Source organism: Brachybacterium sp. GCM10030267, assembly GCF_042666875.1.
In the GTDB taxonomy this organism is placed as follows: domain Bacteria; phylum Actinomycetota; class Actinomycetes; order Actinomycetales; family Dermabacteraceae; genus Brachybacterium.
The window spans coordinates 175,087-194,826 of record NZ_JBHTCX010000011.1 but is presented as its reverse complement, the minus strand read 5'-3'; the positions used below and the strand labels follow the sequence as shown (position 1 = coordinate 194,826).

At 72.1% G+C, this 19,740-nt stretch carries 15 protein-coding genes and 1 riboswitch; of the genes, 5 read left to right on the top strand and 10 right to left on the bottom strand.

Annotated features, from left to right (window positions below; all coding sequences use genetic code 11):
- Positions 1-485: 485 nt before the first annotated feature.
- The 6 genes from ACFQS2_RS10105 to ACFQS2_RS10080 all read right to left on the bottom strand — a co-directional run bounded on the left by ACFQS2_RS10105 (position 486) and on the right by ACFQS2_RS10080 (position 9,482).
- A complete protein-coding gene (locus ACFQS2_RS10105) occupies positions 486-3,359 on the bottom strand; it encodes a glycosyl hydrolase (RefSeq protein ID WP_377793623.1) in 2,874 nt (957 codons plus the stop codon).
- 56 nt (positions 3,360-3,415) lie between these two features.
- Positions 3,416-4,729, bottom strand: coding sequence for a Gfo/Idh/MocA family protein (locus tag ACFQS2_RS10100; protein WP_377793622.1), 1,314 nt, complete (start codon positions 4,727-4,729; stop codon positions 3,416-3,418).
- An 11-nt stretch (positions 4,730-4,740) separates the two neighbouring features.
- Positions 4,741-6,105 carry a Gfo/Idh/MocA family protein gene (locus ACFQS2_RS10095; RefSeq protein ID WP_377793621.1) on the bottom strand — a complete coding sequence of 455 codons (1,365 nt, stop codon included), beginning with the start codon at positions 6,103-6,105 and terminating at the stop codon, positions 4,741-4,743.
- A 117-nt stretch (positions 6,106-6,222) separates the two neighbouring features.
- A complete protein-coding gene (locus ACFQS2_RS10090; protein ID WP_377793620.1) occupies positions 6,223-7,137 on the bottom strand; it encodes a carbohydrate ABC transporter permease in 915 nt (304 codons plus the stop codon).
- Entirely contained in the window at positions 7,130-8,071 is a 942-nt protein-coding gene (locus ACFQS2_RS10085) for a carbohydrate ABC transporter permease (RefSeq protein WP_377793619.1), read from the bottom strand. Before ACFQS2_RS10085 ends, ACFQS2_RS10090 begins: the two co-directional genes overlap by 8 nt.
- A gap of 109 nt (positions 8,072-8,180) precedes the next feature.
- Positions 8,181-9,482, bottom strand: coding sequence for an ABC transporter substrate-binding protein (locus ACFQS2_RS10080; RefSeq protein WP_377793617.1), 1,302 nt, complete (start codon positions 9,480-9,482; stop codon positions 8,181-8,183).
- Positions 9,483-10,085: 603 nt separating this feature from the next.
- On the opposite strand from ACFQS2_RS10080, the gene ACFQS2_RS10075 reads away from it, so the two are divergent.
- From ACFQS2_RS10075 to ACFQS2_RS10060, 4 genes are all read left to right on the top strand, one after another.
- Positions 10,086-11,396, top strand: coding sequence for an ABC transporter substrate-binding protein (locus ACFQS2_RS10075; protein ID WP_377793616.1), 1,311 nt, complete (start codon positions 10,086-10,088; stop codon positions 11,394-11,396).
- Between the two features lie 121 nt (positions 11,397-11,517).
- The gene (locus ACFQS2_RS10070; protein ID WP_377793614.1) at positions 11,518-12,816 is read left to right on the top strand and encodes an ABC transporter substrate-binding protein; all 1,299 of its coding nucleotides are present in this window, start codon (positions 11,518-11,520) and stop codon (positions 12,814-12,816) included.
- 316 nt (positions 12,817-13,132) lie between these two features.
- Positions 13,133-14,059 carry a DedA family protein gene (locus tag ACFQS2_RS10065; protein ID WP_377793613.1) on the top strand — a complete coding sequence of 309 codons (927 nt, stop codon included), beginning with the start codon at positions 13,133-13,135 and terminating at the stop codon, positions 14,057-14,059.
- Positions 14,056-15,213, top strand: a complete 1,158-nt coding sequence (locus ACFQS2_RS10060) for an NAD-dependent protein deacetylase (protein WP_377793611.1) — start codon at positions 14,056-14,058, stop codon at positions 15,211-15,213. The genes ACFQS2_RS10065 and ACFQS2_RS10060 overlap by 4 nt, the downstream gene beginning before the upstream one ends.
- A gap of 53 nt (positions 15,214-15,266) precedes the next feature.
- Here ACFQS2_RS10060 and ACFQS2_RS10055 read toward each other — a convergent pair whose 3' ends face one another.
- The 4 genes from ACFQS2_RS10055 to thiO form a co-directional block, all read right to left on the bottom strand.
- Positions 15,267-16,469 (bottom strand): ThiF family adenylyltransferase, encoded by a 1,203-nt coding sequence (locus tag ACFQS2_RS10055; RefSeq protein WP_377793610.1) that lies wholly within the window; start codon positions 16,467-16,469, stop codon positions 15,267-15,269.
- The gene (locus ACFQS2_RS10050) at positions 16,463-17,353 is read right to left on the bottom strand and encodes a thiazole synthase (protein WP_377020242.1); all 891 of its coding nucleotides are present in this window, start codon (positions 17,351-17,353) and stop codon (positions 16,463-16,465) included. Before ACFQS2_RS10050 ends, ACFQS2_RS10055 begins: the two co-directional genes overlap by 7 nt.
- Before the next feature lie 3 nt (positions 17,354-17,356).
- Positions 17,357-17,599, bottom strand: a complete 243-nt coding sequence (gene thiS, locus ACFQS2_RS10045) for a sulfur carrier protein ThiS (RefSeq protein WP_377020241.1) — start codon at positions 17,597-17,599, stop codon at positions 17,357-17,359.
- Positions 17,596-18,798 (bottom strand): glycine oxidase ThiO, encoded by a 1,203-nt coding sequence (gene thiO, locus ACFQS2_RS10040; RefSeq protein ID WP_377020240.1) that lies wholly within the window; start codon positions 18,796-18,798, stop codon positions 17,596-17,598. Before thiO ends, thiS begins: the two co-directional genes overlap by 4 nt.
- A riboswitch (TPP riboswitch) is annotated at positions 18,793-18,899 on the bottom strand. (Overlaps the previous gene by 6 nt.)
- A 126-nt stretch (positions 18,900-19,025) precedes the next feature.
- Here thiO and thiE point away from each other — a divergent pair.
- Positions 19,026-19,703: a thiamine phosphate synthase gene (gene thiE / locus ACFQS2_RS10035; protein WP_377793609.1), complete on the top strand. Its 678-nt coding sequence runs from the start codon at positions 19,026-19,028 to the stop codon at positions 19,701-19,703.
- Positions 19,704-19,740: the final 37 nt, after the last annotated feature.

Genomic DNA, 19,740 nt, shown 5'->3' with positions numbered 1-19,740 from the left:
AGGCGGTCGCTACCGAAGGGGCGTCGTTGCGCATTCGTGACCCTCGGGCACGCTCCTCGGCCCGGCACGCCCAGGTGGCTGGTCACGGGCCTCACCGCCTGGCGCACTCAGCACCCGTTGCCGGAACCTCCCACCTCACGCCCCGGTCCGCTCAACGCCTCGTCTCAAGCCACCCGGCCCCACAGTCACCTCGTCGTCGCCGGGTCCCACGGCTCGCGCACTCGCCTCGTCGTCGCCGGGTCCCACGGCTCGCACTCGCCGGGATGCTCCGACCCCGCCGTCGTCGCCGACTACTGGCGAAATAGCGGGTGCCGATCGTTATATGGCATCGGCACCCGCTGAGCCGCCAGTAGTCGACGGGATCGTGTGCGCGGCCGGGTCGTCCAGCGATCCCGGGCCTGGGTGACCACCGCGAGCGGGCGCCCCGGGCCTGGGCTGCCCCGGCGAGCAGGAGCCCCGGGCTGGGCTGCCCCGGGCCCCCGGGCTCAGCCCGACGGGGTCCGGCGCACCCGCAGCAGTACCGGGACGGCCTGCAGTCCCGAGGAGACCTGGTCCATCGCCAGGTCGAGGTCCTGCTGCTGGAAACGGGCACCGTAGGCCCGGTGGCTCTCGTCGACGATCCGCGCGGCGTGCTCGTCCACGGCGACGGCTCCGGCGGCGGTGTTGTACACGGCCAGCTCCAGGGTGTTCGCGCCGGCGCGCAGGAGCTCGGTGAGGTCGATCCGGTGCGGGGCGTCCCAGAGCACCCCGGCCTCGACACCGTTGACGGAGACCACGGCGACCTCCCGCACCGGCGGCGCGACGAGCGCGCGGTAGCTCTTCACCTCGCGGGAGGTGTTCTCGATGACCCGGCTCGGGCCGAGGTCGAGCACCAGGCGGCTGTCCGGCTCGAGCCACGAGGGATCGATGTCGAGCGTGGCCCGATAGAGGCCGGAGCCCGCGAACCGCGGATTCTCCTCGTCCCAGCGGTGCGGGAGGGACACCTCTCTGAGCGTCCCCGCCTCGGAGAGTGACTCCGGGCCGCCGCTGACGGTGGGAGCACCGAGGGCGAAGTGCCACGGCCCCTCGAGCCGCAGGGACTCCGTGCTGTCCGCAGTGCCTGCGGTGCCTGCGGTGCCCGCGGTGCCCGCGGTGCCTGCGGGACGAGGCGGTATCGACGTCTCTCCGTCCTCAGGCTGGTCGGGAAGCTCGACGGACGGCTGGTCGGTGAACTGGTCGGTCGGCTCATCGGGAAGCTCGTCGGCAGGCCGATCACCGGGCGCGTCGCCAGGTCCGCGGAGCTCTCCGGTGGCGACGAGAACGGTGGCCTCGTACGGATGCAGAGTCACCACCACGGCCTCACCGCTGCGCTCGGCCGCCGTCACCGGTGCGCCGCGCGGGTCCCACACCTCGTAGCCGGTCCGCCGGGTGCGCGGCGTGAGGTACGCGGTGCGCACTTCGGGCCCGGTGTTGGCCACGAAGTACAGGTCGCCGTCGGCCAGCCGCCGGTGGACGACGCCGACCTCCCCGCCGTCCCCCTCCAGCGCGACGTCGGGAGCCAGGGCGGCGCGCAGGGCGTCGGGGAAGCTCTCGGCGCTGGTCGCCATGGCCTCGGGGTAGGCCGGGGAGTCGATCGCGATGACCATGCCGCCGGCCTCGCGGACGGTGTCGAGCCAGGCCCGGGTGCGCACCGGCAGGGTCGTCACACGCGGCAGCACCACCACGGGCGCCGCGTCGGCATCCAGCACGTCCAGGGCGTCGTCGTCGATCAGATCGAGGTCGTAGCCGGCGCGTCGGATCGTCGCCGGGATCTCCGGGCCGATGTGGTCGCGGCAGGCCTTCCACAGATCGAAGCCCTCGCCGTGGCCGGAGTAGACATCGGCGCAGGGCACGTAGAGCTTCACGTCGGCGACCGGTTCCCCCTGGCGCAGCACGCTGCACAGCCGGGTGAGGTATGCGGTCAGCTCGGGCATGGCCGGCCACCACGGATTGCGGTCATCCAGCGCGCCGGCGGCGTAGAAGTACCAGCCCACCCCGGGGATCTCTGGCGGCGAGTACGGCCAGCCGTGCCCGACGAAGTGGGTGATGCCCAGCAGCAGGTGCTCGTGCGCCTCGCCCTTGAGATCCAGCGGGGTGGCCCGGAACGACGGGGAGTGCACCCAGGTCCAGGTCTCGCTGGAGATCACCTCCCGGCCGTACAGGTGCCCGGCGGAGGTCGCCCACTTCGACTGCGGCAGCCCGTCCCAGCCCCAGCCCTCGCCCTCGATGTGGTCGGTGAAACGGTTCGAGCTGACCGTGACCGGAGGCTCGCCGTAGGCCTGGATCCGCAGCGGGACGTCGTGCTCGCGCGCCCAGTCCCGGCAGGTGGCCACGAAGTTCTCCTCGACCAGCTCGGTCAGGGTGCGGCCGACGTCGATGCGCAGCTCGGCCGAGCCCGGCTCATCGACGACCAGGCGGTGCAGCACGGGCAGCGGGTCGTAGCCGCGGCGCCTGGCGAACTCCTCGGGGAAACGCGGGGTCCAGTTCGCGCCGTACACCTCGAGGCTGTCGCAGAACACGGACCCGAGCAGCTCGCCGGGGACGGCCTCGAGCAGCGCCTCGCCGACCACGTCCAGATGGTGCCGGGTCGCCTCGGCCGAGAGGTGATCGAGGACCGGGCCCTCGGCGCCGGCGGAGGAGCGCTTGACGTGCTGACCGGTCACCCGCGACCAGGCCAGCAGCACGGTGCGCGGGCCGTTGCCGGCCGGGATGCGGAGGGACTCGCCGTCCAGGGTCAGCGGCTGCCAGTCCGTGGCCGGGATGCCGTGGCCGACGAAGGCGGCGACGAGCTGGTCGCCGGGCCAGGGGGTGGTCACGGGCACCTCGAGCGGGGCGACGGAGATCTCGCGTCGCTCCCAGTGCAGGCGGCGGGAGGCGTGCTCGGGGCCGATGTGCCCGCCGCCGTAGGACCAGCCGCTGGAGAGGGTCACGTCCAGCCGCAGCCCGAGCTCGCGGGCGGTCTCGGCGGCATGGCGCAGATGGGTGAGCATGGTGGTGGAGAGGAACTCGTCGGAGCCAGCGCGCAGGGGGTAGACGAAGGCGACCTCGGCGCCGCCGAGACCGGCCTCGGCCATGGCGCGGAGCTCGCGGTCGAGCTCGGCGTCCTCGACGTCGGGCCCGAACCACCACCAGCGCATCATGGGTCGCGCGGCGGGGTCGGGCCGCTCGAAGCTCTCACGGGCCTGGGTGACCGTCGCCGGGCCGCTCAGCGACCGGGTGACCGTCGCGGGGCCGCTCCCCGTCCGGGTGCTCGTGGTCGCTCCGCTCGTGGCCTGATCGATCGTGGCCTGATCGATCGTGGCTCGGTCGCTCGTCGCCGGGGTGATGGTCGTGCCGGTCATATCGCTCCTCGTCCGGGGTGCCGGGCGCGTCCCTGCGGGCCGCGCCGCGACCGGGGTCAGCCTCGACGGATCCCGGGGGCGGGAGGCGTCCAGGTGCGGACCGCGTCGGGCCGGGCCCAGGGGACGCCGAGCTCGCTGAAGGCCTGCCCGGCGTCGAGGGCGGCGAGCAGAGTCTGCTCGATGTCGCGCACGACCGGGACAGCGGCCTCGCCCTCGCCCTGGATGTCCACGGCGTCGCCGTCGATGGGCAGCGGGTCGGGCGCGCTCTGGATCGCTTCGAGCACGGTGCTGAAGGCGCCGGTGGTCTCGAGCGGGGAGATCAGGGGGACGCTGCGGTCCCGAACGTGAGCGGCGAGGTTCTCCATGAGATCCGTGCGCTCGTGCCGGAGCTGCTGTGTGCCGCCGTCGGGCCCGGTGCGCACAGAGACGTCGTCGGTGTAGTAGAGCCGATGGCTCCCCCGGGGGCCGACGGCTTCGACCCAGGCGGTTCTCTGCTCCGGTGCGGTGGTGGTCAGGGCACAGACGACGGCGGGGCCGTCCCCGGCCGGGTCGATCCGCAGGAAGGTCGTGTCGTCGGCCTCGATGTCGTGGGCGCGGCGCAGCTCGGTGGTCACCGAGGCGATGTCGCGGGCCTCGTCGATGCCGGCGATGACGAGGCCGGCGTGGACGGCGTGGGCGAGGGGGTTGGTGGCGACCCCGTCCGCCACCCTCCGCCCGTCCAGCTGCCGTTTCCCGGCCCAGGCAGAGCGACGGTAGTAGGCGCGGTCCCGGCGCCACGCCCCATGGACCCGCACCGTGTCGACCGGGCCGAGCGCACCGGTGGCGACCTCGTCGCGCAGCACGTCCACGCCCGCGCCGCCGCGGGCCTGGAACCCCACCTGGACGGAGCGCCCGGCGGCCTCGGCCGCGGCCAGCAGCTCCCAGTGGTCCTCGAGGGCGGGCACGGGCGGCTTCTCGAGGTAGACGTCGACGCCGGCGTCCAGAGCCTGCCTCGCCAGCGGCAGATGGGTGCCGATCGGGGTGGCGATCGCGACGATCTCGGGACGGTCCGCGGCGGGCACAGCCGCCAGCAGGTCGGGCAGCGAGCGATGGTGGATCCCGGCCACCTCCTCCGGCGGCTCGGCCACGTCGACCACTCCGACCAGCCGGGAGATCCCGGCGGATCCGAGGCGGGCGAGGTTCTTCAGGTGGATCCGGCCGAAGCCGTGCGTGCCGATCAGGGCGACGCGGACGGGACCTGCCGGCCGACTGCTGGAGGCCGAGGCCGGCCCGGGGGCCACCGCCGGCCCGGGGGACGTGGCCGCGCCAGGGGCGGCGGCCGGCCCCGCGCCGGCGATGGCCGTCGTCCCCGGGCCGGAAGCGCCCGTCATCTCCGGCTCGGTCATCGGGCCGCCCCGGCTGCCGCGGCGGCGAGGGGCCCGGATGGCGCGGGACGGGTGAGGTCCACGCCCATGTGCTCGGCGACGTCGACGGCCTGCCCCGTCTCCAGCGAGGCGTTGCCGCAGACGCCGACGGCGATGGCGCGCAGGCCGTCCCGGTGATCGGAGGCCCGCCCCAGCGGGTCGTCGGAGACGCCCTGGAAGATGTCGCGCAGCATGAGGGCGTCGCCGCCGCCGTGGCTGCCCTCACCGGTGGGGATCTCGATCTCGCGGGCGGGTTCGAAGTGCTTCTGGACCACGAGCCGGTCTCCGCGGGTCCGCGCCCCGTCGTCGGCCGCCGTGACCGCGCTCGCGCTGGGATCGACCACGGTCTCGTCTCCCTTGGCGACGACCTCCGCGCGCTCGACCACCTCGAGCTCGGCGCGGCCGGCGGTGCCGTTGACAGCGACCCGGTAGCCCTCCCACGGGCAGTGCGCGTTCAGCGCGTAGGTCAGCACGACGTCTCCGCTGTAGTCGACGATGGCGGTGAGGTTGTCCTCGGTGGTGATGCCGGGGCCGAACACGGACTGGTCACGGTGGTACCCGTCGTGCTGCTCCGTCTCGAGGTACAGGCTCCTCAGTCGCTCGTCCTCGCGCAGGTCCAGTTCGAAGGGGTCGTGGTCGCCGTCGTGGGTGCCGCGCTCCGGCAGCGGGTCACGGCCCTGGCGGGCGGCGTTGTCCTGCCCGTAGAAGCGCAGCCCGCCGCGGGCGTAGACCCGCTGGGGCACCGCCGCGGTCCACCAGTTGACCAGGTCGAAGTGGTGGGAGGCCTTGTGCACGAACAGTCCGCCGCTGTTGATCTTGTCGCGGTGCCAGCGGCGGAAGTAGTCGGCGCCGTGGGAGGTGTCCAGCACCCATTCGAAGTTCACCGAGACCACGTCGCCGATCTCCCCGGAGGCGATGATCTCCTTCAGTGCGGTGTTGCGGGGGCTGTAGCGGTAGTTGAAGGTCACCAGCACCTTGCGGCCGGTGCGGGAGATGGCGTCCTCGATGCGGCGGGCGCTGGGCGCATCGATCGTCAGGGGCTTCTCGACGATGACGTCGGCCCCGGCCTCCAGCGCGCGCACCACGTAGTCGGCGTGGTAGCGGTCCGGGGTGGTGACGATGACTCGGTCGACCCCGTTGCCGATGATCTGGTCGAGCTCGTCCGGTCCCGCGAGGGTGACGTCGGCGAATGCCTCGTACCGGTCGCGGTGGAACTGGCGGCGGCCGGGATTGGAGTCGAGCAGCGCCACCAGCTCGGCGTCGGCGGCGTGGTCTCCGGCGATCGCGTCGAGATACATCTGGGCGCGGTGGCCGGTGCCGATCAGTGCATAGCGGGTGGGCATGTCTCTCCTGGGTCGGATCGTACGTGCGGTCGGGTGCGGGAAGCGGGAGCAGCGAGCGGGTGGACACGTGCCGCGAGGGCCGGCGGGACCGTGGCCCCGCCGGCCGCCGCGGTCGGGTTACTTGATGCCGGTGGTGGCGAATCCCTTGACCAGGAATCTCTGGCCGAACAGGAACACCAGGAAAAGCGGGACGAGGGACAGGATGGACATCGCGAACATGGCGCCCCAGTTCGAGGTGCCCTGCGTATCGAGGAAGGACTGCAGGGCCAGCGGCACGGTGAAGTTCTCCGGGGTGGTGAGGTAGATCAGGGACCCGAAGAAGTCGTTCCACATCCACATGAACGTGAAGATGGTCGTGGTCGCCAGTGCCGGCAGCATCAGGGGCAGGATCACCTGGATGAAGATCCGGAAGTGGCCGCAGCCGTCGATGCGCGCGGCCTCGTCGAGCTCGCGCGGGATGCCGCGGATGAACTGGACCATGAGGAACACGAAGAACGCGTCGGTGGCCAGGAACTTCGGCAGTATCAGCGGCAGCAGGGTGTTCACCCATCCGGTCTGGGAGAACATGATGTACTGCGGCACGATCACCACGTGGATCGGCAGCATCAGCGTCATCAGCATAATCGCGAACGCGATGTTGCGGCCCCAGAATCGCAGCCGCGCGAACGCGTACGCGGTCAGGGAGCACGCGATCAGATTGCCGATCACGCAGCCCAGCACCAGCAGCGTCGAGTTCATCAGGTAGTGGGAGAACGGCTGCGCGAGCGCGTTCCACCCCTCGACATAGTTCTCCGTGTTGAAGCTGATCGGGAGCAGGCCCGGGTTGCGGAAGATCTCGTCGTTGGGCCGCAGGGAGGAGACGATCATCCACAGCAGCGGGTAGATCATCGCGACGCTGGCCGCGATCATCACCAGGTGCTTGAGGGTGCGGCGGACCAGGCGCCGGGGACGGGGCTTCGGGACGATCGGCGCGGACGCCGTGTCATCGCGGGAGGCGGCTGCCGGGCTCGGCCGGCTCTGCAGATCAGTCATCGTAGAACACCCAGAACTTGGAGACGAAGAAGTTGATCGCGGTGAAGATCGCGACGATGATCAGCAGCAGCCACGCCATCGCCGACGCATAGCCCATGTCGAACTGGGCGAAGCCCTTCTGATACAGGTACAGCGTGTAGAACATCGTCGAATCCGAGGGCCCACCGGTGCCGCCCGAGACGACGAACGCCTGGGTGAACGACTGGAAGGCATTGATCACCTGCAGCACCACATTGAAGAAGATGATCGGGGTCAGCAGCGGGATCGTGATCCGGAAGAACTGCGCCACCTTCGAGGCGCCGTCGACCGAGGCCGCCTCGTAATACATCTGCGGGATCTGGCGCAGCCCGGCGAGGAAGATGATCATCGGCGAGCCGAACGTCCACACGTGCAGCAGGATGATCGTGCCCAGCGCCGTATCGGGATTGGACACCCAACCGGGCAGGTTCTCGAATCCCAGCATCTCCCCGATCTGATTGACCAGACCGCTGGCGCCGAACATCTGGCGCCACAGGATCGCGATCGCGACCGAGCCGCCCAGCAGGGACGGCAGATAGAACACCGAGCGGTAGAACGCCAGGGCCTTCATGCCCTGGTTCAGCACCACCGCCAGCAGCAGCGCCGCCAGCAGCTGCAGCGGCGTACCGACGAACACGTAGATGAACGTGACCACCAGCGAGTTGTGCAGCCGCGAATCACCGATCATCTCCTTGATGTTCGCCAGTCCCACGAACTCCGGCGGAGCCAGCAGGCTGTAATCGGTGAATGCAAGGGCGAACGAGGCGATCATCGGGATCAGCGTGATCCCGAGAAACCCCAGCAACCACGGCAGCATGAACAGCATCGCCGGCTTGTTGTCGGGGTGCTTCTCCTTGACACCACCCTTCTGGCGGCGCCGCGACGCCAGTTGCGTCAGCTCTCCCACAGCGCTCATGAACTACTTCCCTTCTCGGATTCTGCGATGCCGCCGGCCCGGTGAGGAGTTCTCCCCACCGGGGCCGGCGACGTGCGGCTGAGCTCAGGTCGGACCACGATGAGCCGGATCAGCCGATGGCCGCGTCGAGCTCGTCGAGCAGTCGCTGCCCGCCCTCCTCGGCGGTGATCGTGCCGAACAGAACGTCCTCCCCGACCCGCTTGAGGATCGCCTCGAACTCGCCGCCGCCCTGCGGGGTGAGCTCGGGGGACGGCCCGAGCTCGCTCTCGATGGACTCGAGGAAGTCCACGGCCTTGAGGTTCGCCTCGTCGAGGTCGGGGACGATGGCCTCGCGCACCGTGAGGTTGCCGGGGACCCCGCGCTCGACGGAGAGGATCTTGCCCGCTTCGGGTGAGTTCACGAGGAAGTCCACGAAGGCGACGGCCGCCTCGGGGTTCTGGGAGGCCTGGGAGACCGCCCAGTACATCGAGGCCTTGTACCACAGCTGCGCATCGGCGGCGGAGCCCGTCACCGACGGCGGCCGCAGCACCTGGACGCCGCCGGGGATGACGGCGTCGTGCGCGACGACCTGGTTGGACCAGGCCACGGTCATGGCGACGCGCCCGGTCGAGAACAGGGTCTGGTCCAGGGTCTGGTTGGCGTCCTCGACCGACGTGCTCGCGTCGGGCCCGGCCCCGGAGTCCTGGATCCGCAGCGCGTACTCGAGCAAGGAGGTCGCCACCGAGGCGTCGAAGCCCGGACCCCCGTCCTTGTACTGGTCCTGGCCCTGCTGGCGCGCCCAGACCTGGAACATGCCCTGGACGGGGCCCAGCTGGGAGACGCCCCAGGTGCCCTCCGGCGTGGCCTCGGAGATCTGGACGGCCGTGTCGATGAGGTCGTCCCAGGTCCAGGTGGTGTCGTCGGGGATCTCGACGCCGGCCTCCTCGAACATGGCGGGGCTGATGAGGAAGGTGAAGGAGTTCAGTCCGGCGTTGATCGCGACCAGGCCCTTGCCCTCGACCTCGCCGACCTCCACCGAGCCCTCGGCGAACTCGTCGGTGGCCAGGCCCGCCTCGGCGAGGTCCAGCAGCTGGTCACGGCCGCCGTATTCGCTGAGGTACTTCTCGTCCATCTGGACGATGTCGGGGAAGTCGCCACCGGCGGCCTGGGTGGCCAGCTTGTCCCAGTAGCCGCCCCACTCCCCCGGCTCCGGCGTGATCGTCACGGAGTCGTCGACCTCCTTGTAGGCCTCGACCACGTTGGCTGTGTTCTCGTCGCGAGTGGGGTTGCCCCACCAGGCCAGGCGGAGGCTGGCGTCCCCGTCGGAGCCGCCGGAGCCGGATCCGCCGGAGGCGTTGGGGCCGCAGGCCGCTAGCCCGGCCAGACCGGGAGCGGCGAGACCGAGCGCGAGGGCTGAGCGTCGGGTGTACATGAGATCTCCTTTGATCGTCGAGAGCGCCGCCGGGGCGGCTGGGTACGGAATTCTGGAGCCGCCCCGAGCGAGAGGCGGCGGGTCGGGACGACCGCCGTGGTCGCCGTCGACCGGAACGGCCTCCGGGTCCCGGGTTCTGACTCCCGGTGCTGGGTCCTGACTCCTGTGTCGTGGGTCCTGGTTCCCGGGTGCTGGGCGCTGCGTGGCTCGCGGCGCCGGGACCCCGGTGATGGGGCTCTTTCCTGATGAGACGTGGCGTGAACGGTGCCGGCTCCGTGGCCGGTGCCTGCACCGGATCGTGTGGTGGCCGTCACGGAAAACGACCACCTAAGGAAAGCGCTTGACCGTCAGCTTGTCAACCCGGCTCCCGAGGGGCCCCGACGCAGGATTTCCCACCGTTGCCCAACCGTTGCCTGGCGCGACTCGGCGGGCTCTTGTGTGTCCCGCGCCACATGATTAGTCTGAGCCCACAACTAACCCTGAAACGACTCAGTCCGTCTCCCGCCCATTATGCCCTGCCTCCCGCAGGCGGGCCGGGATCGCCCGCTCCTCAGCCCCGTCGGCCCCGTGCTGACGGGTCCGCCCCTTGTCGAAGGATCAATGATGATCTCCCGCCGAAGCACGCTCGGACTGCTCGCCGCAGCCGGCACCTTTCCTGCTCTGTCCACGCTCGCCGCCTGCGGCCCGAACGCCGCCGACGAGGGCGACGAGAACTCCGTGCGGATCTACTGGTGGGGCGGTGAGCTCCGGGACGGCATGACCCGGGAGGCCCTCGACCTCTTCTCCGAGTCCCACCCGGACATCAGCGTCTCCCCCGAGTACAGCGAATGGACTGGCTATTGGGACAAGCTCGCCACGCAGACCGCCGGCGGCGACTCGCCCGACGTCATGCAGATGGACGAGGCCTACATCGACTCCTACGGCACCCGCGGGTCCCTCCTCGACCTCGAGAGCGTCTCGGACGTGCTGGATCTCAGCGCCATGGACGAGGACATGCTCGAGACCGGGCGCCTGGCCGACGGCACCCTCGTCGGCGCACCGCTGGGCATCGGGATCTTCGCCGTCGGGGTGAACCCCACGATCCTCGAGCAGGCCGGGGTCGAGATGCCGGACGACACCACCTGGACCTGGGACGAGTTCGCGCAGATCGCCACGTCGGTCACCGACTGGGCGCAGGGCGCCGGCGAGGACGTCGTCGGCTTCGACTTCTTCGGGACCTCCGCCGCGGAGCTCGCCGCCTGGGCCCGCCAGAGCGGTGAGCAGCTGTTCCCGCGCGAGGACGAGACATTGATCAGCAAGGACACGATCGTCGCCTACCTCGAGTACGCGCTGGGCCTGGTCGAGAGCGGCGCCGTCCTCGCCCCCGGCGAGCAGCTGGAGGATTTCAACGCCGGCGTGGAGCAGGGCCGGTTCGGCAACAACCGTTCGGCCTTCCACCTCCAGTTCCATACCCAGGTCCAGACGTTCCAGGCCTCCTCGGGCTCCCCGCTGCAGCTGCTGCGGCTGCCCGCCCGCAGCAGCGGTGACCACCAGATGGTCAACAAGGCCTCGATGTACTGGTCGATCTCCGCCGACACCGCCAACCCGGACGGCTCGGCGACGCTCGTGGACTTCCTGCTGCGCGATCCCGAGGCGGCCAAGATCCTCAAGATCGAACGCGGGGTGACGGCCTTCCCCGACCTGCAGGAGGAGATCGAGCCCGCCCTCGACGAGAACGAGATGGTCTCGCTCGACTTCGCCCGCGACATGCAGGCCGAGGTAGTACGGCCACCACTGGTCACACCCGCCTCGGGAGTCGGCTTCGGCGACGAGTTCAGCCGGCTCAGCGAGGAGTCGCTGTTCGGCAGCCGCCCGCCGGAGGACGTCGCCGACGAGATCCTCACCCAGCTCGAGAGCATGCAGCCCGAGACCTGAGGCAGCCCGGGCTCTGAGGCAGCCCGTTCTCTGGGGCAGCCCGCTCTCGGGGCAGCCCGTTCTCCGCTGCCACCACCGCCCCACGGTGTCGCCAGCTCATCATCCGCATGCAGGAGGAACCATGACGTTGACCAGACGCACCGCGATGACCACGGTGCCCCTCGGCGCCCTCGCCCTGAGCGGTCTGGCCGCCTGCGGCCCCAACAGCGGCGGTGGAGGCTCGGGCGAGGACGGCGGCGACTCGCTGCGCTTCTCCTGGTGGGGGAATCCGGAGCGCGCCGAGACCACCCAAGCCGTGATCGACCTGTTCATCGAGCGCAACCCCGACGTCACCATCAGCGGTGAGCCCGCGGACCTCGCCGGCTACTTCGACCGGCTCGCGACGTCGGTCGCCGCCGGGGACGAGCCCGACGTGATCACGATGGGCGGTGCCTATCCCGCCGAGTACGTCGCTCGCGACGTCCTGCTGGACCTCAGCACCGTCGAAGGCACCCTCGACCTCTCCGAGATGGACGACGTGGCTCTGACCAACGGTCAGGTCGACGGCATCCAGTACGCCGTGACCACGGGCATCAACGCCCCCGGGATGATCGTCAATCCTGCCGTGCTGGAGGCCGCCGGCGTCGAGATGCCCGATACGGAGACCTGGACCTGGGAGGACTACCGCGAGATCGCCACGGCCGTGAGCGAGGGCAGCTCCGAGGGCACCTTCGGGTCCGGCACGGTGTTCACGCACGACTCGGTGGACCTATGGGCGCGTCAGCACGGGGAGATCCTCTACACCGAGGACGGGCAGATCGGTGTGAGTGCCGAGACCGTGGAGGCGTTCTTCGAGTACTCGACATCGTTGATCGATTCCGGGGCGAGCCCGAGCGCCGAGCAGATCGTGGAGCTCACCGATGTCGGGCCCGAGCAGACCCTCATGGGCCGCGGGCTCGCCGGCTTCGCCCTCGACTGGTCCAGCTCTCTGACCGCCCTGGCCACGGCCTCCGGCGCCGCCCTGGAGATCGTCAAGATCCCCGGCGAGTCGCAGGAGCCGGGCGCCTGGCTGCAGTCCTCCCAGTTCTACACGATCTCCGCTCGCACGGCGTCCCCTGACCTCGCCGCGAAGTTCGTCAGTTTCCTGGTCAGCGACCCGGACGCCGCGAAGCTCATCCTCACCGACCGCGGGGTCCCGGCCATCGAATCGGTGCGCCAGGCGATCCTCGAGGAGCTCTCCGAGACCGCACAGCGCGAGGTCGAGTACATCTCCGCACTCGGCGAGATGGACCTGAAACAGACCTGGATCGGTCCCGCGGGGTCCACCGCGGTCGAGGAGATCACCCCGCGCCACCAGAACGCCGTGCTGTTCGGTGATGCGACTCCCGCCGACGCCGCGGAAGCGTGGCACGAGGAGGCCGTGGCGGCCGTAGAGGGATGACCCCGTCCGCTGCCGGCACCCCGCCCGCTGCCGGCACCCTGCCCGCCGCGAGCCCCCGCCCGCTGCCGGCAGCCCGCCCGCTGCGAGCCCCCGCCCGCTGCTGGCACCGGACCCGCTGCGAGCGCCCCCTCCCGGAGGCCGTTATGGGGAGGTCGAAGCGGCCCTGCAGAGGGGGTGCTCCTCCGACGCCCCGGGCCGCCACGGCGACGGCGCGCGCCCGGCCCCGGGTCGCCGCCGGCCACGCGCCGTTAAACTCCGCGACACACCGGAGCGCTAACGTGCCCTGACACGACAGGCCGGGCGGACGGAGACGGGCATGAACTTCACCGAGTGGTCCCTCCGCCTCATGGACTTCCTCGGCGGGCCGGGACTGGCCCTGGTCATCGCCGCCGAAGCACTGTTCCCCCCGGTCCCCGGCGAGATTCTGCTGCCGTTCTCCGGGGTCAGCGCCGCGGCGAACGGGCAGAGCTTCCTGGTGCCGCTGTTCTGGACCACGCTGGGATCGGTGGTCGGTGGGCTCGGGGTGTACACCGTCGGCCGGGCACTGGGCCTGGCCCGCACGCAGGCCCTCGTCCGCCGGATCCCGCTGATGGAGACCAAGGACGTCGACGTCGCGATGCGGTTCTTCGAGAGGTGGGGGTTCCCGGCGGTGGCGATCGCCCGCTTCGTGCCGATGGTGCGCACCTTCATCTCCATCCCGGCGGGGATCGAGAAGATGCCCGTCTCCCTGTTCGCCGTGGCCACCGGGCTCGGCTCGGGCATCTGGAACGCCGCGTTCGTGATCGCCGGGTACTTCTTCGGCCAGGCCGGCGGGGAGGCGCTCGAAGCGTTCGTGCGGATCTACTCCTCGATCCTCGCGGGCATCGGGATCCTGGCGCTGATCGGTTTCATCATCCAGCGGGTGCGGGGCTCGCGCGAACTCGCCGACGGCGAGAAGACGGCGCTCGACGAGGGCGAGGACGAGGACCGGGCCGAGGAGCCCGCCGACGACGAGGGCGAGGGCCGGCGCCGGACACAGAGCGAGAACCAGCCTGCCGCCGGGGCCGACGGCACGGGCGGCGCCGCGCCCTTCCCCGCCGCCGATCCCGGGAGCCGGGCCGATGCCGAGCGCGGCAGCGGCGCGGGGACCGGCGCCGACTGCGAGAACGAGGTGCGCGCCGACCCCGGGACCGGCCCCGATCCTGATGCCGGTCACCGCAGCGGTCCCGGTCCTGGGCGCGTGCGGCCTACATTGGAGAGATGAGCACCGCGCACGACCCCGTCGAGGACGGTCGCCCCGGAACCGGCGCCTCCGCCGGCCGGACCGGTTCCGCGGCGGGCGCCGGCCGGACCGGTTCCGCTACGGGCTCCGGCCGGGCACGGCACGCGGCCGATGCCGATCCTCGCGCGCATGCGGCGGACACGGGCCGGGCCGGCCCTGCGGGAGACGTCGGCCGCTGGTTCTCGACCGCCGCTCCCGTCGGCCACTCCCCCGCCCCAGCACGTTCCCCGCGTCACAGTCGCCGGGCCGCCTGGGGGCCGATGTCCAGCGCGCAGTACGGGCTCGAGAGCCCGATGGCGGATATCGAGGCGGGTCTCGATCTGCTGCGTGGGAAACCGGTGGCGGTGCTGACCGGTGCGGGGATGTCCACCGGTTCGGGACTGCCGGACTACCGCGGCCGCGACGCCGTGCCCCGTTCGCCGATGACCTATCAGGAATTCATGGGCCGCGACCTGGCCCGCCGCCGCTACTGGGCGCGGTCCTCCGTGGGCTGGGAGCAGTTCGCCCGGGCCCGCCCCGGCCCCGCGCACCACCTGCTGGCCGCCCTGGCCGGCCCCGCCGTCACCACCACCGGGGTGATCACCCAGAACGTCGACGGCCTCCACCAGGCGGCCGGTTCCCATCCGGTGATCGACCTGCACGGTCGCCTGGACCGGGTGCGCTGCCAGCAGTGCGGCACCCTCACCTCCCGCGCGACGCTGCACTCACGGATGCTGGTGATGAATCCGGAGCTGGCGGCGCGGCTGCCGGAGCTGGCGGCCGACGCCGCCCAGGCGCCCGACGGGGACGCCGAGGTGGACCGCACCAGCAGGTTCCGCTACCCGGGCTGCCCGTTGTGCGGCGGGATCCTCAAGCCCGACGTGGTGTTCTTCGGCGAGTCCGCGCGAGGCGAGGTGGTCGCGGCGGCGTTCGCAGCGCTCGAGGCGGCCGACGCGCTGCTGGTGCTCGGCTCGAGCCTCTCGGTGCAGTCGGGACTGCGTTTCGTGCGCGCCGCCGGCCGACAGGGAAAGCCGGTGGTCATCCTCAACGACGGCCCCACCCGAGCGGACCCCGACGCCACGGTGCGCCTGCACGGGCGGATCGAGGAGGTGCTCGCCGTGTGGGCGCGAGCGACCGGGGCCGGGTCCGGTTCCTGACAGGTCGGCCCGGGGTCAGCGGCCCTGCCCGGCGTCAGCCGCCCTGCGCAGGGTCAGCGGCCCTGCGGGCTCCAGGCCGAATAGCCGCCCTCGAGGTGGCGCAGGCGCCCTTTGCGCCCGTGCCAGGATCCGCGCAGCCGTTCCAGGGCCCGGGCTGAGCGTGACCCGGCCTGGCAGTACAGGACGGTCTCGGTACCCAGCGTGCCGTCGGGAAGCGCGTCCGCGCCATGCTCGAGGATCTCCCCGACCGGCACGTGCACTGCCCCCTCGATGGTGCCGGCGGCGACCTCCCAGTCCTCGCGCACATCGATCAGCGTGATCCCCGCGCTCCGCGCGAGCAGCTCCCGCAGCGCGGAGGCATCGAGGGTCTCCTCCGGCCCCGGACCGCCGCTGCGGCAAGCGGGGTCCGCGGCGGCCGGGACCTGCACCCGGGTGGCCGGGGCGCGATCCGGTTCCAGCTCCAGGCGCAGCGTGCGCGAGCTGCTGGTGGCCTCGTCCCACAGCAGCAGTCGCCCCACCAGCGGGTCGCCGGTGCCGGTGACCAGCTGGATCACCTGGGCGGCCATGATCGTCCCCAGCAGTCCGGGCAGGGAGCCCAGCACGCCCGCCTCGGCGCAGGAGGGTGCGTCCCCGGGGGCCGGGGGCTCGGGGAACAGGTCGCGGTAGTGGGCGCCGCGGCCGGGCCAGAACACGCTGGCCTGTCCCTGGCCGCGCAGCACGGCCGCCCACACCATCGGCACCCCGGTGATCTCGCTGGCATCGGCGACCATGTAGCGGGTGGCGAAGTTGTCCGAGCCGTCCACGACCACGTCGTAGCGCCCGACGAGGTCGACAGCACCCTCCGGGCTGAGCCGCTGGTGGTGCGCCTCGACCGCGACCTCGGGGTTCAGCCGATGGGCGGCGCGGGCGGCCGATGCGACCTTCGGGGTGCCGACGTCCTCAGTGCCGTGGATGACCTGGCGATGGAGGTTGGAGACGTCGACGTCGTCGTCATCGATGATGCCGATCGTGCCGATCCCGGCTCCGGCGAGATAGCTCAGCGCCGGGCTGCCCAGGCCGCCGGCCCCGATCAGCAGCACCCGCGCCGCGCGCAGGCGGCGCTGGCCCAGGGTGCCGATCTGGTCGAGGGTGATCTGGCGCCGGTAGCGCTCGATCTGCTCCGCCGTCAGCTCGGGGCCGGGTTCGGCGAGCGGTGGGAGCCTCTGGCCGTGGGAGACGGCGGCCGACGGGCTGCGGCCGGGGACTGCGCTCACCATGACTCGGCCATCCGTCCGGTCGCGGCGGGCGCCCCGGCCGCGCCGACCGCCTCGGTGTCCCCGGCATCGTCGGCGTCGACGGCGTCGCTCTCGATGAGTCCCTCGAAGCTGGAGGAGGCCAGCGCCAGGCGGCGCTGCGGGATCCGTCCCGCCCCGGCGGCGGCGCGTCCCGCGCGCACGGCCCAGTCCATCGCCCGGGCCATGGCCTCGGGGTCCTGGGCGCGGGTGACGGCGCTGGCCACGAGCACGGCGTCGCATCCCAGCTCCATGGCCAGCGCCGCGTCCGAGGCGGTGCCGATCCCGGCGTCGAGCACGATCGGGACGCTGGCCTGGGCGGTGATCAGCTCGATGTTGTGCGGGTTCAGGATGCCCAGGCCCGTCCCGATCGGTGAGCCGAGCGGCATCACCGCGGCGGCGCCGGCGTCGGCGAGGTGACGGGCCAGGACGGGATCGTCGGTGGTGTAGGGCAGCACGGTGAAGCCGCGCCGGACCAGCTCGGCGGTCGCCTCGACCAGTTCGATGCCGTCGGGCAGGAGGGTGTCCTCGTCGGCGATGACCTCGAGCTTGATCCAGTCCGTCTCCAGCGCTTCACGGGCGAGCTCCGCGGTGAGGATGGCGTCGCGGGCGCTGAAGCAGCCGGCGGTGTTGGGCAGCACCTTGATCCCGAGCCGCTCGAGCAGCGTGAACACCGAGTTGCCGGTGGCCGCGGAGAAGCGGCGCATCGCGACGGTGGTCAGCGCGGTGCCGGAGGCGACCAGGGCGCGTTCGAGCGCGGCGAGGTCGGTGGCCCCGCCGGTGCCCATGATCAGGCGCGATGTCAGGGGCGTGCCGGCGATGGTGAACGAGTCGTCGGCGAGGTCGGGACGTGCGGAGGGACGGGTCATGGGTCAGCCTCCCTGCACGGCGGTGACGAACTCGCAGCGCGCGCCATCGGGCACGGGCGTCGTGGCCCAGCGGGTGCGGGGCACGACGGTGTCGTCCAGGGCGACGGCGACGCCGAGCGGACTGCCGTCGCTCGCGCGGCCGTCCTCGCCGATCTCCTGGCCGAGGCGGGAGCTGACCAGGTCGCGGACGGTGCTTCCCGGCGGGAGTGCGACCTCGTCGCCGTTGACGGTCAGGGACAGATTCATGGGTTCTCCTGGGCGGATGAGGCGGTGGCGCTGGGTACGGGGGATGGCGGGAGGGACGCCGTCGGCGGTGGGATGGTGAAGCGTTCGGGCCGGACCGCGTCGAGCAGCTGCGAGCGGGGCGCGGCGGGGTCCTCGAGCAGCTCGGCGGTGCGCTGGGCGGCCCAAGCGGACAGCAGGATCCCGTGGCGGTGGTAGCCGGTCGAGACGATCACGCGGTCATCGCCGGGCACGGGGCCCAGCAGCGGGAGGTCGTCGGGGGTGCCGGGGCGTGCCCGGGTGGTGACCTCGACCAGTTCGGTCTCCCGCACGGACGGGGCGATCTCGATCGCGTCCTGGAGCAGCTGGTGGACGCCGCCGGTGGAGGTGCCGGCGAGGTCGTCCTCGCGGCTGGTGGCACCGATGACCAGGTGGCGATCGGCGCGCGGGACCAGGTAGACGGATCGTCCCCGCACGGTGGCGCGCACGGTGCGGGCCACCAGGTTGTCCTCGCCCGGGGCCAGCAGCGAGGTCGGCACGCGCACGCGCAGGATGTCGCCGTGGACGGGGCGCAGGGCGAGGCCGAGGCGGCGGTGCGGGCCCGCGATCTCTCCCGCACCCAGCCCTGCGGCCAGCACGATCCGCTCGGCGTCGATCTCCTCGAGCGAGGTGAGGCGGCGACGGTGGATGGCAACGGCGGGGCCGTCCCCGGGTCCGCCCGCTCCGGCCAGGATGTCTTGGACGGCGGCGGCCAGGCGCCGCGGGTCGACCTGGTGGTCGTGCTCGATCAGCTGCGCGCCGGCGATGCCGCGGGCCAGGGCGGGCTCGAGACGGCGCAGCTCCCGGGGTGTGAGCTCGCGGACGGCCGCTCCGGTGGAGCGCTGGATCTCGGCCAGGTCGCGCAGCGCGGCGGCGTCGGCGTGGTCCCGTCCGATCATCACGGTCGAATCGTCCCGGTAGCCGGGGTCCACGCTGGTGCGCGCGGCGAGGCGGCTCGCGAGATCGCGGTGCGCCTGGGAGGCCTCGCGCATGATGGCCCACAGCGGGCCCTGCCCGACCTGGATCTCCGCGGCGGGGGCGAGCATCCCGGCGGCCGCGAACGTGGCCCCGTCGGCGACCCCCTCGGCGTGGATCTCCACGCGGTGACCACGCGCTCGCAGCTCGGCGGCGGTGAGCAGGCCGACGATGCCCGCGCCGATGACGGCGACATGCATGGCACGCATCCTGAGATTCCTCCTGACGGCGGCATGATCCGCATCCAGTGCTGGTGGTCGGCGCGCTGCGCCCTCTCAGCCCGGCGTCTCGGGCTCCCACGGAACCCCTCGAGTCTACGCGCCGGCGCAGACGCCGACGAGCCGGCGGGCCAGTGCCTGCGGCACGGTGCCGGCGGCACGGCGCCGGCAGGCCGGAGGTTCCGGGTCCCGGTCACGCTCTGTGCCAGGCTGTGCCCATGAACGCTCACTCGTCGGCGACCAGCGAGGCCGGTGCCCGGCGCCGCGAAGCCCTGCGCGCCTCCCGCCTGTACGTCTGCGTCGACCTCTCGCGCGGGCTCGAGGGCCTGCTGGCTTTCGCCGAGGCCGCCTTCCGCGGCGGAGTGGACATCCTGCAGGTGCGGGACAAGGCGGCCGAGGCCCGCGCCGAGGTCGAGGCCCTGCGGGCGCTGCGGCCGATCGCCGACGCGCACGGCACGCTGCTGGCGGCCAATGACCGGGCCGACGTCGCCGCGCTGGCCGGCGCGGACATCCTCCACCTCGGCCAGGGCGACCTGAGCACGCTGGATGCCCGTGCGCTGCTGGGCCGCGACGTCCTGATCGGCCGCTCGACCCGCACCATCGAGCAGATGGAGGCGGCCGACGCCGATGCGGGTCCGGACTACTTCTGCACCGGTCCGGTGTGGGCGACGCCGACGAAGCCGGACCGCGCCCCCGTCGGCCTCGACCTGCCGCGCGCCGCCGCCCAGCGGACGGGGGACGCGAAGCCGTTCTTCGCCATCGGCGGAGTCGACGCGGAACGTGTCCCCGAGCTGCTCGGCGCCGGTGTCGAGCGGATCGTGGTGGTCCGCGCCGTGACCGAGGCCGACGATCCCGAGGCAGCGGCCCGGACGCTGCGGGACGCCCTCACGAGCTGACCGACGCTGAGACGTCCTCACGAGCTGAGGGGCCCCG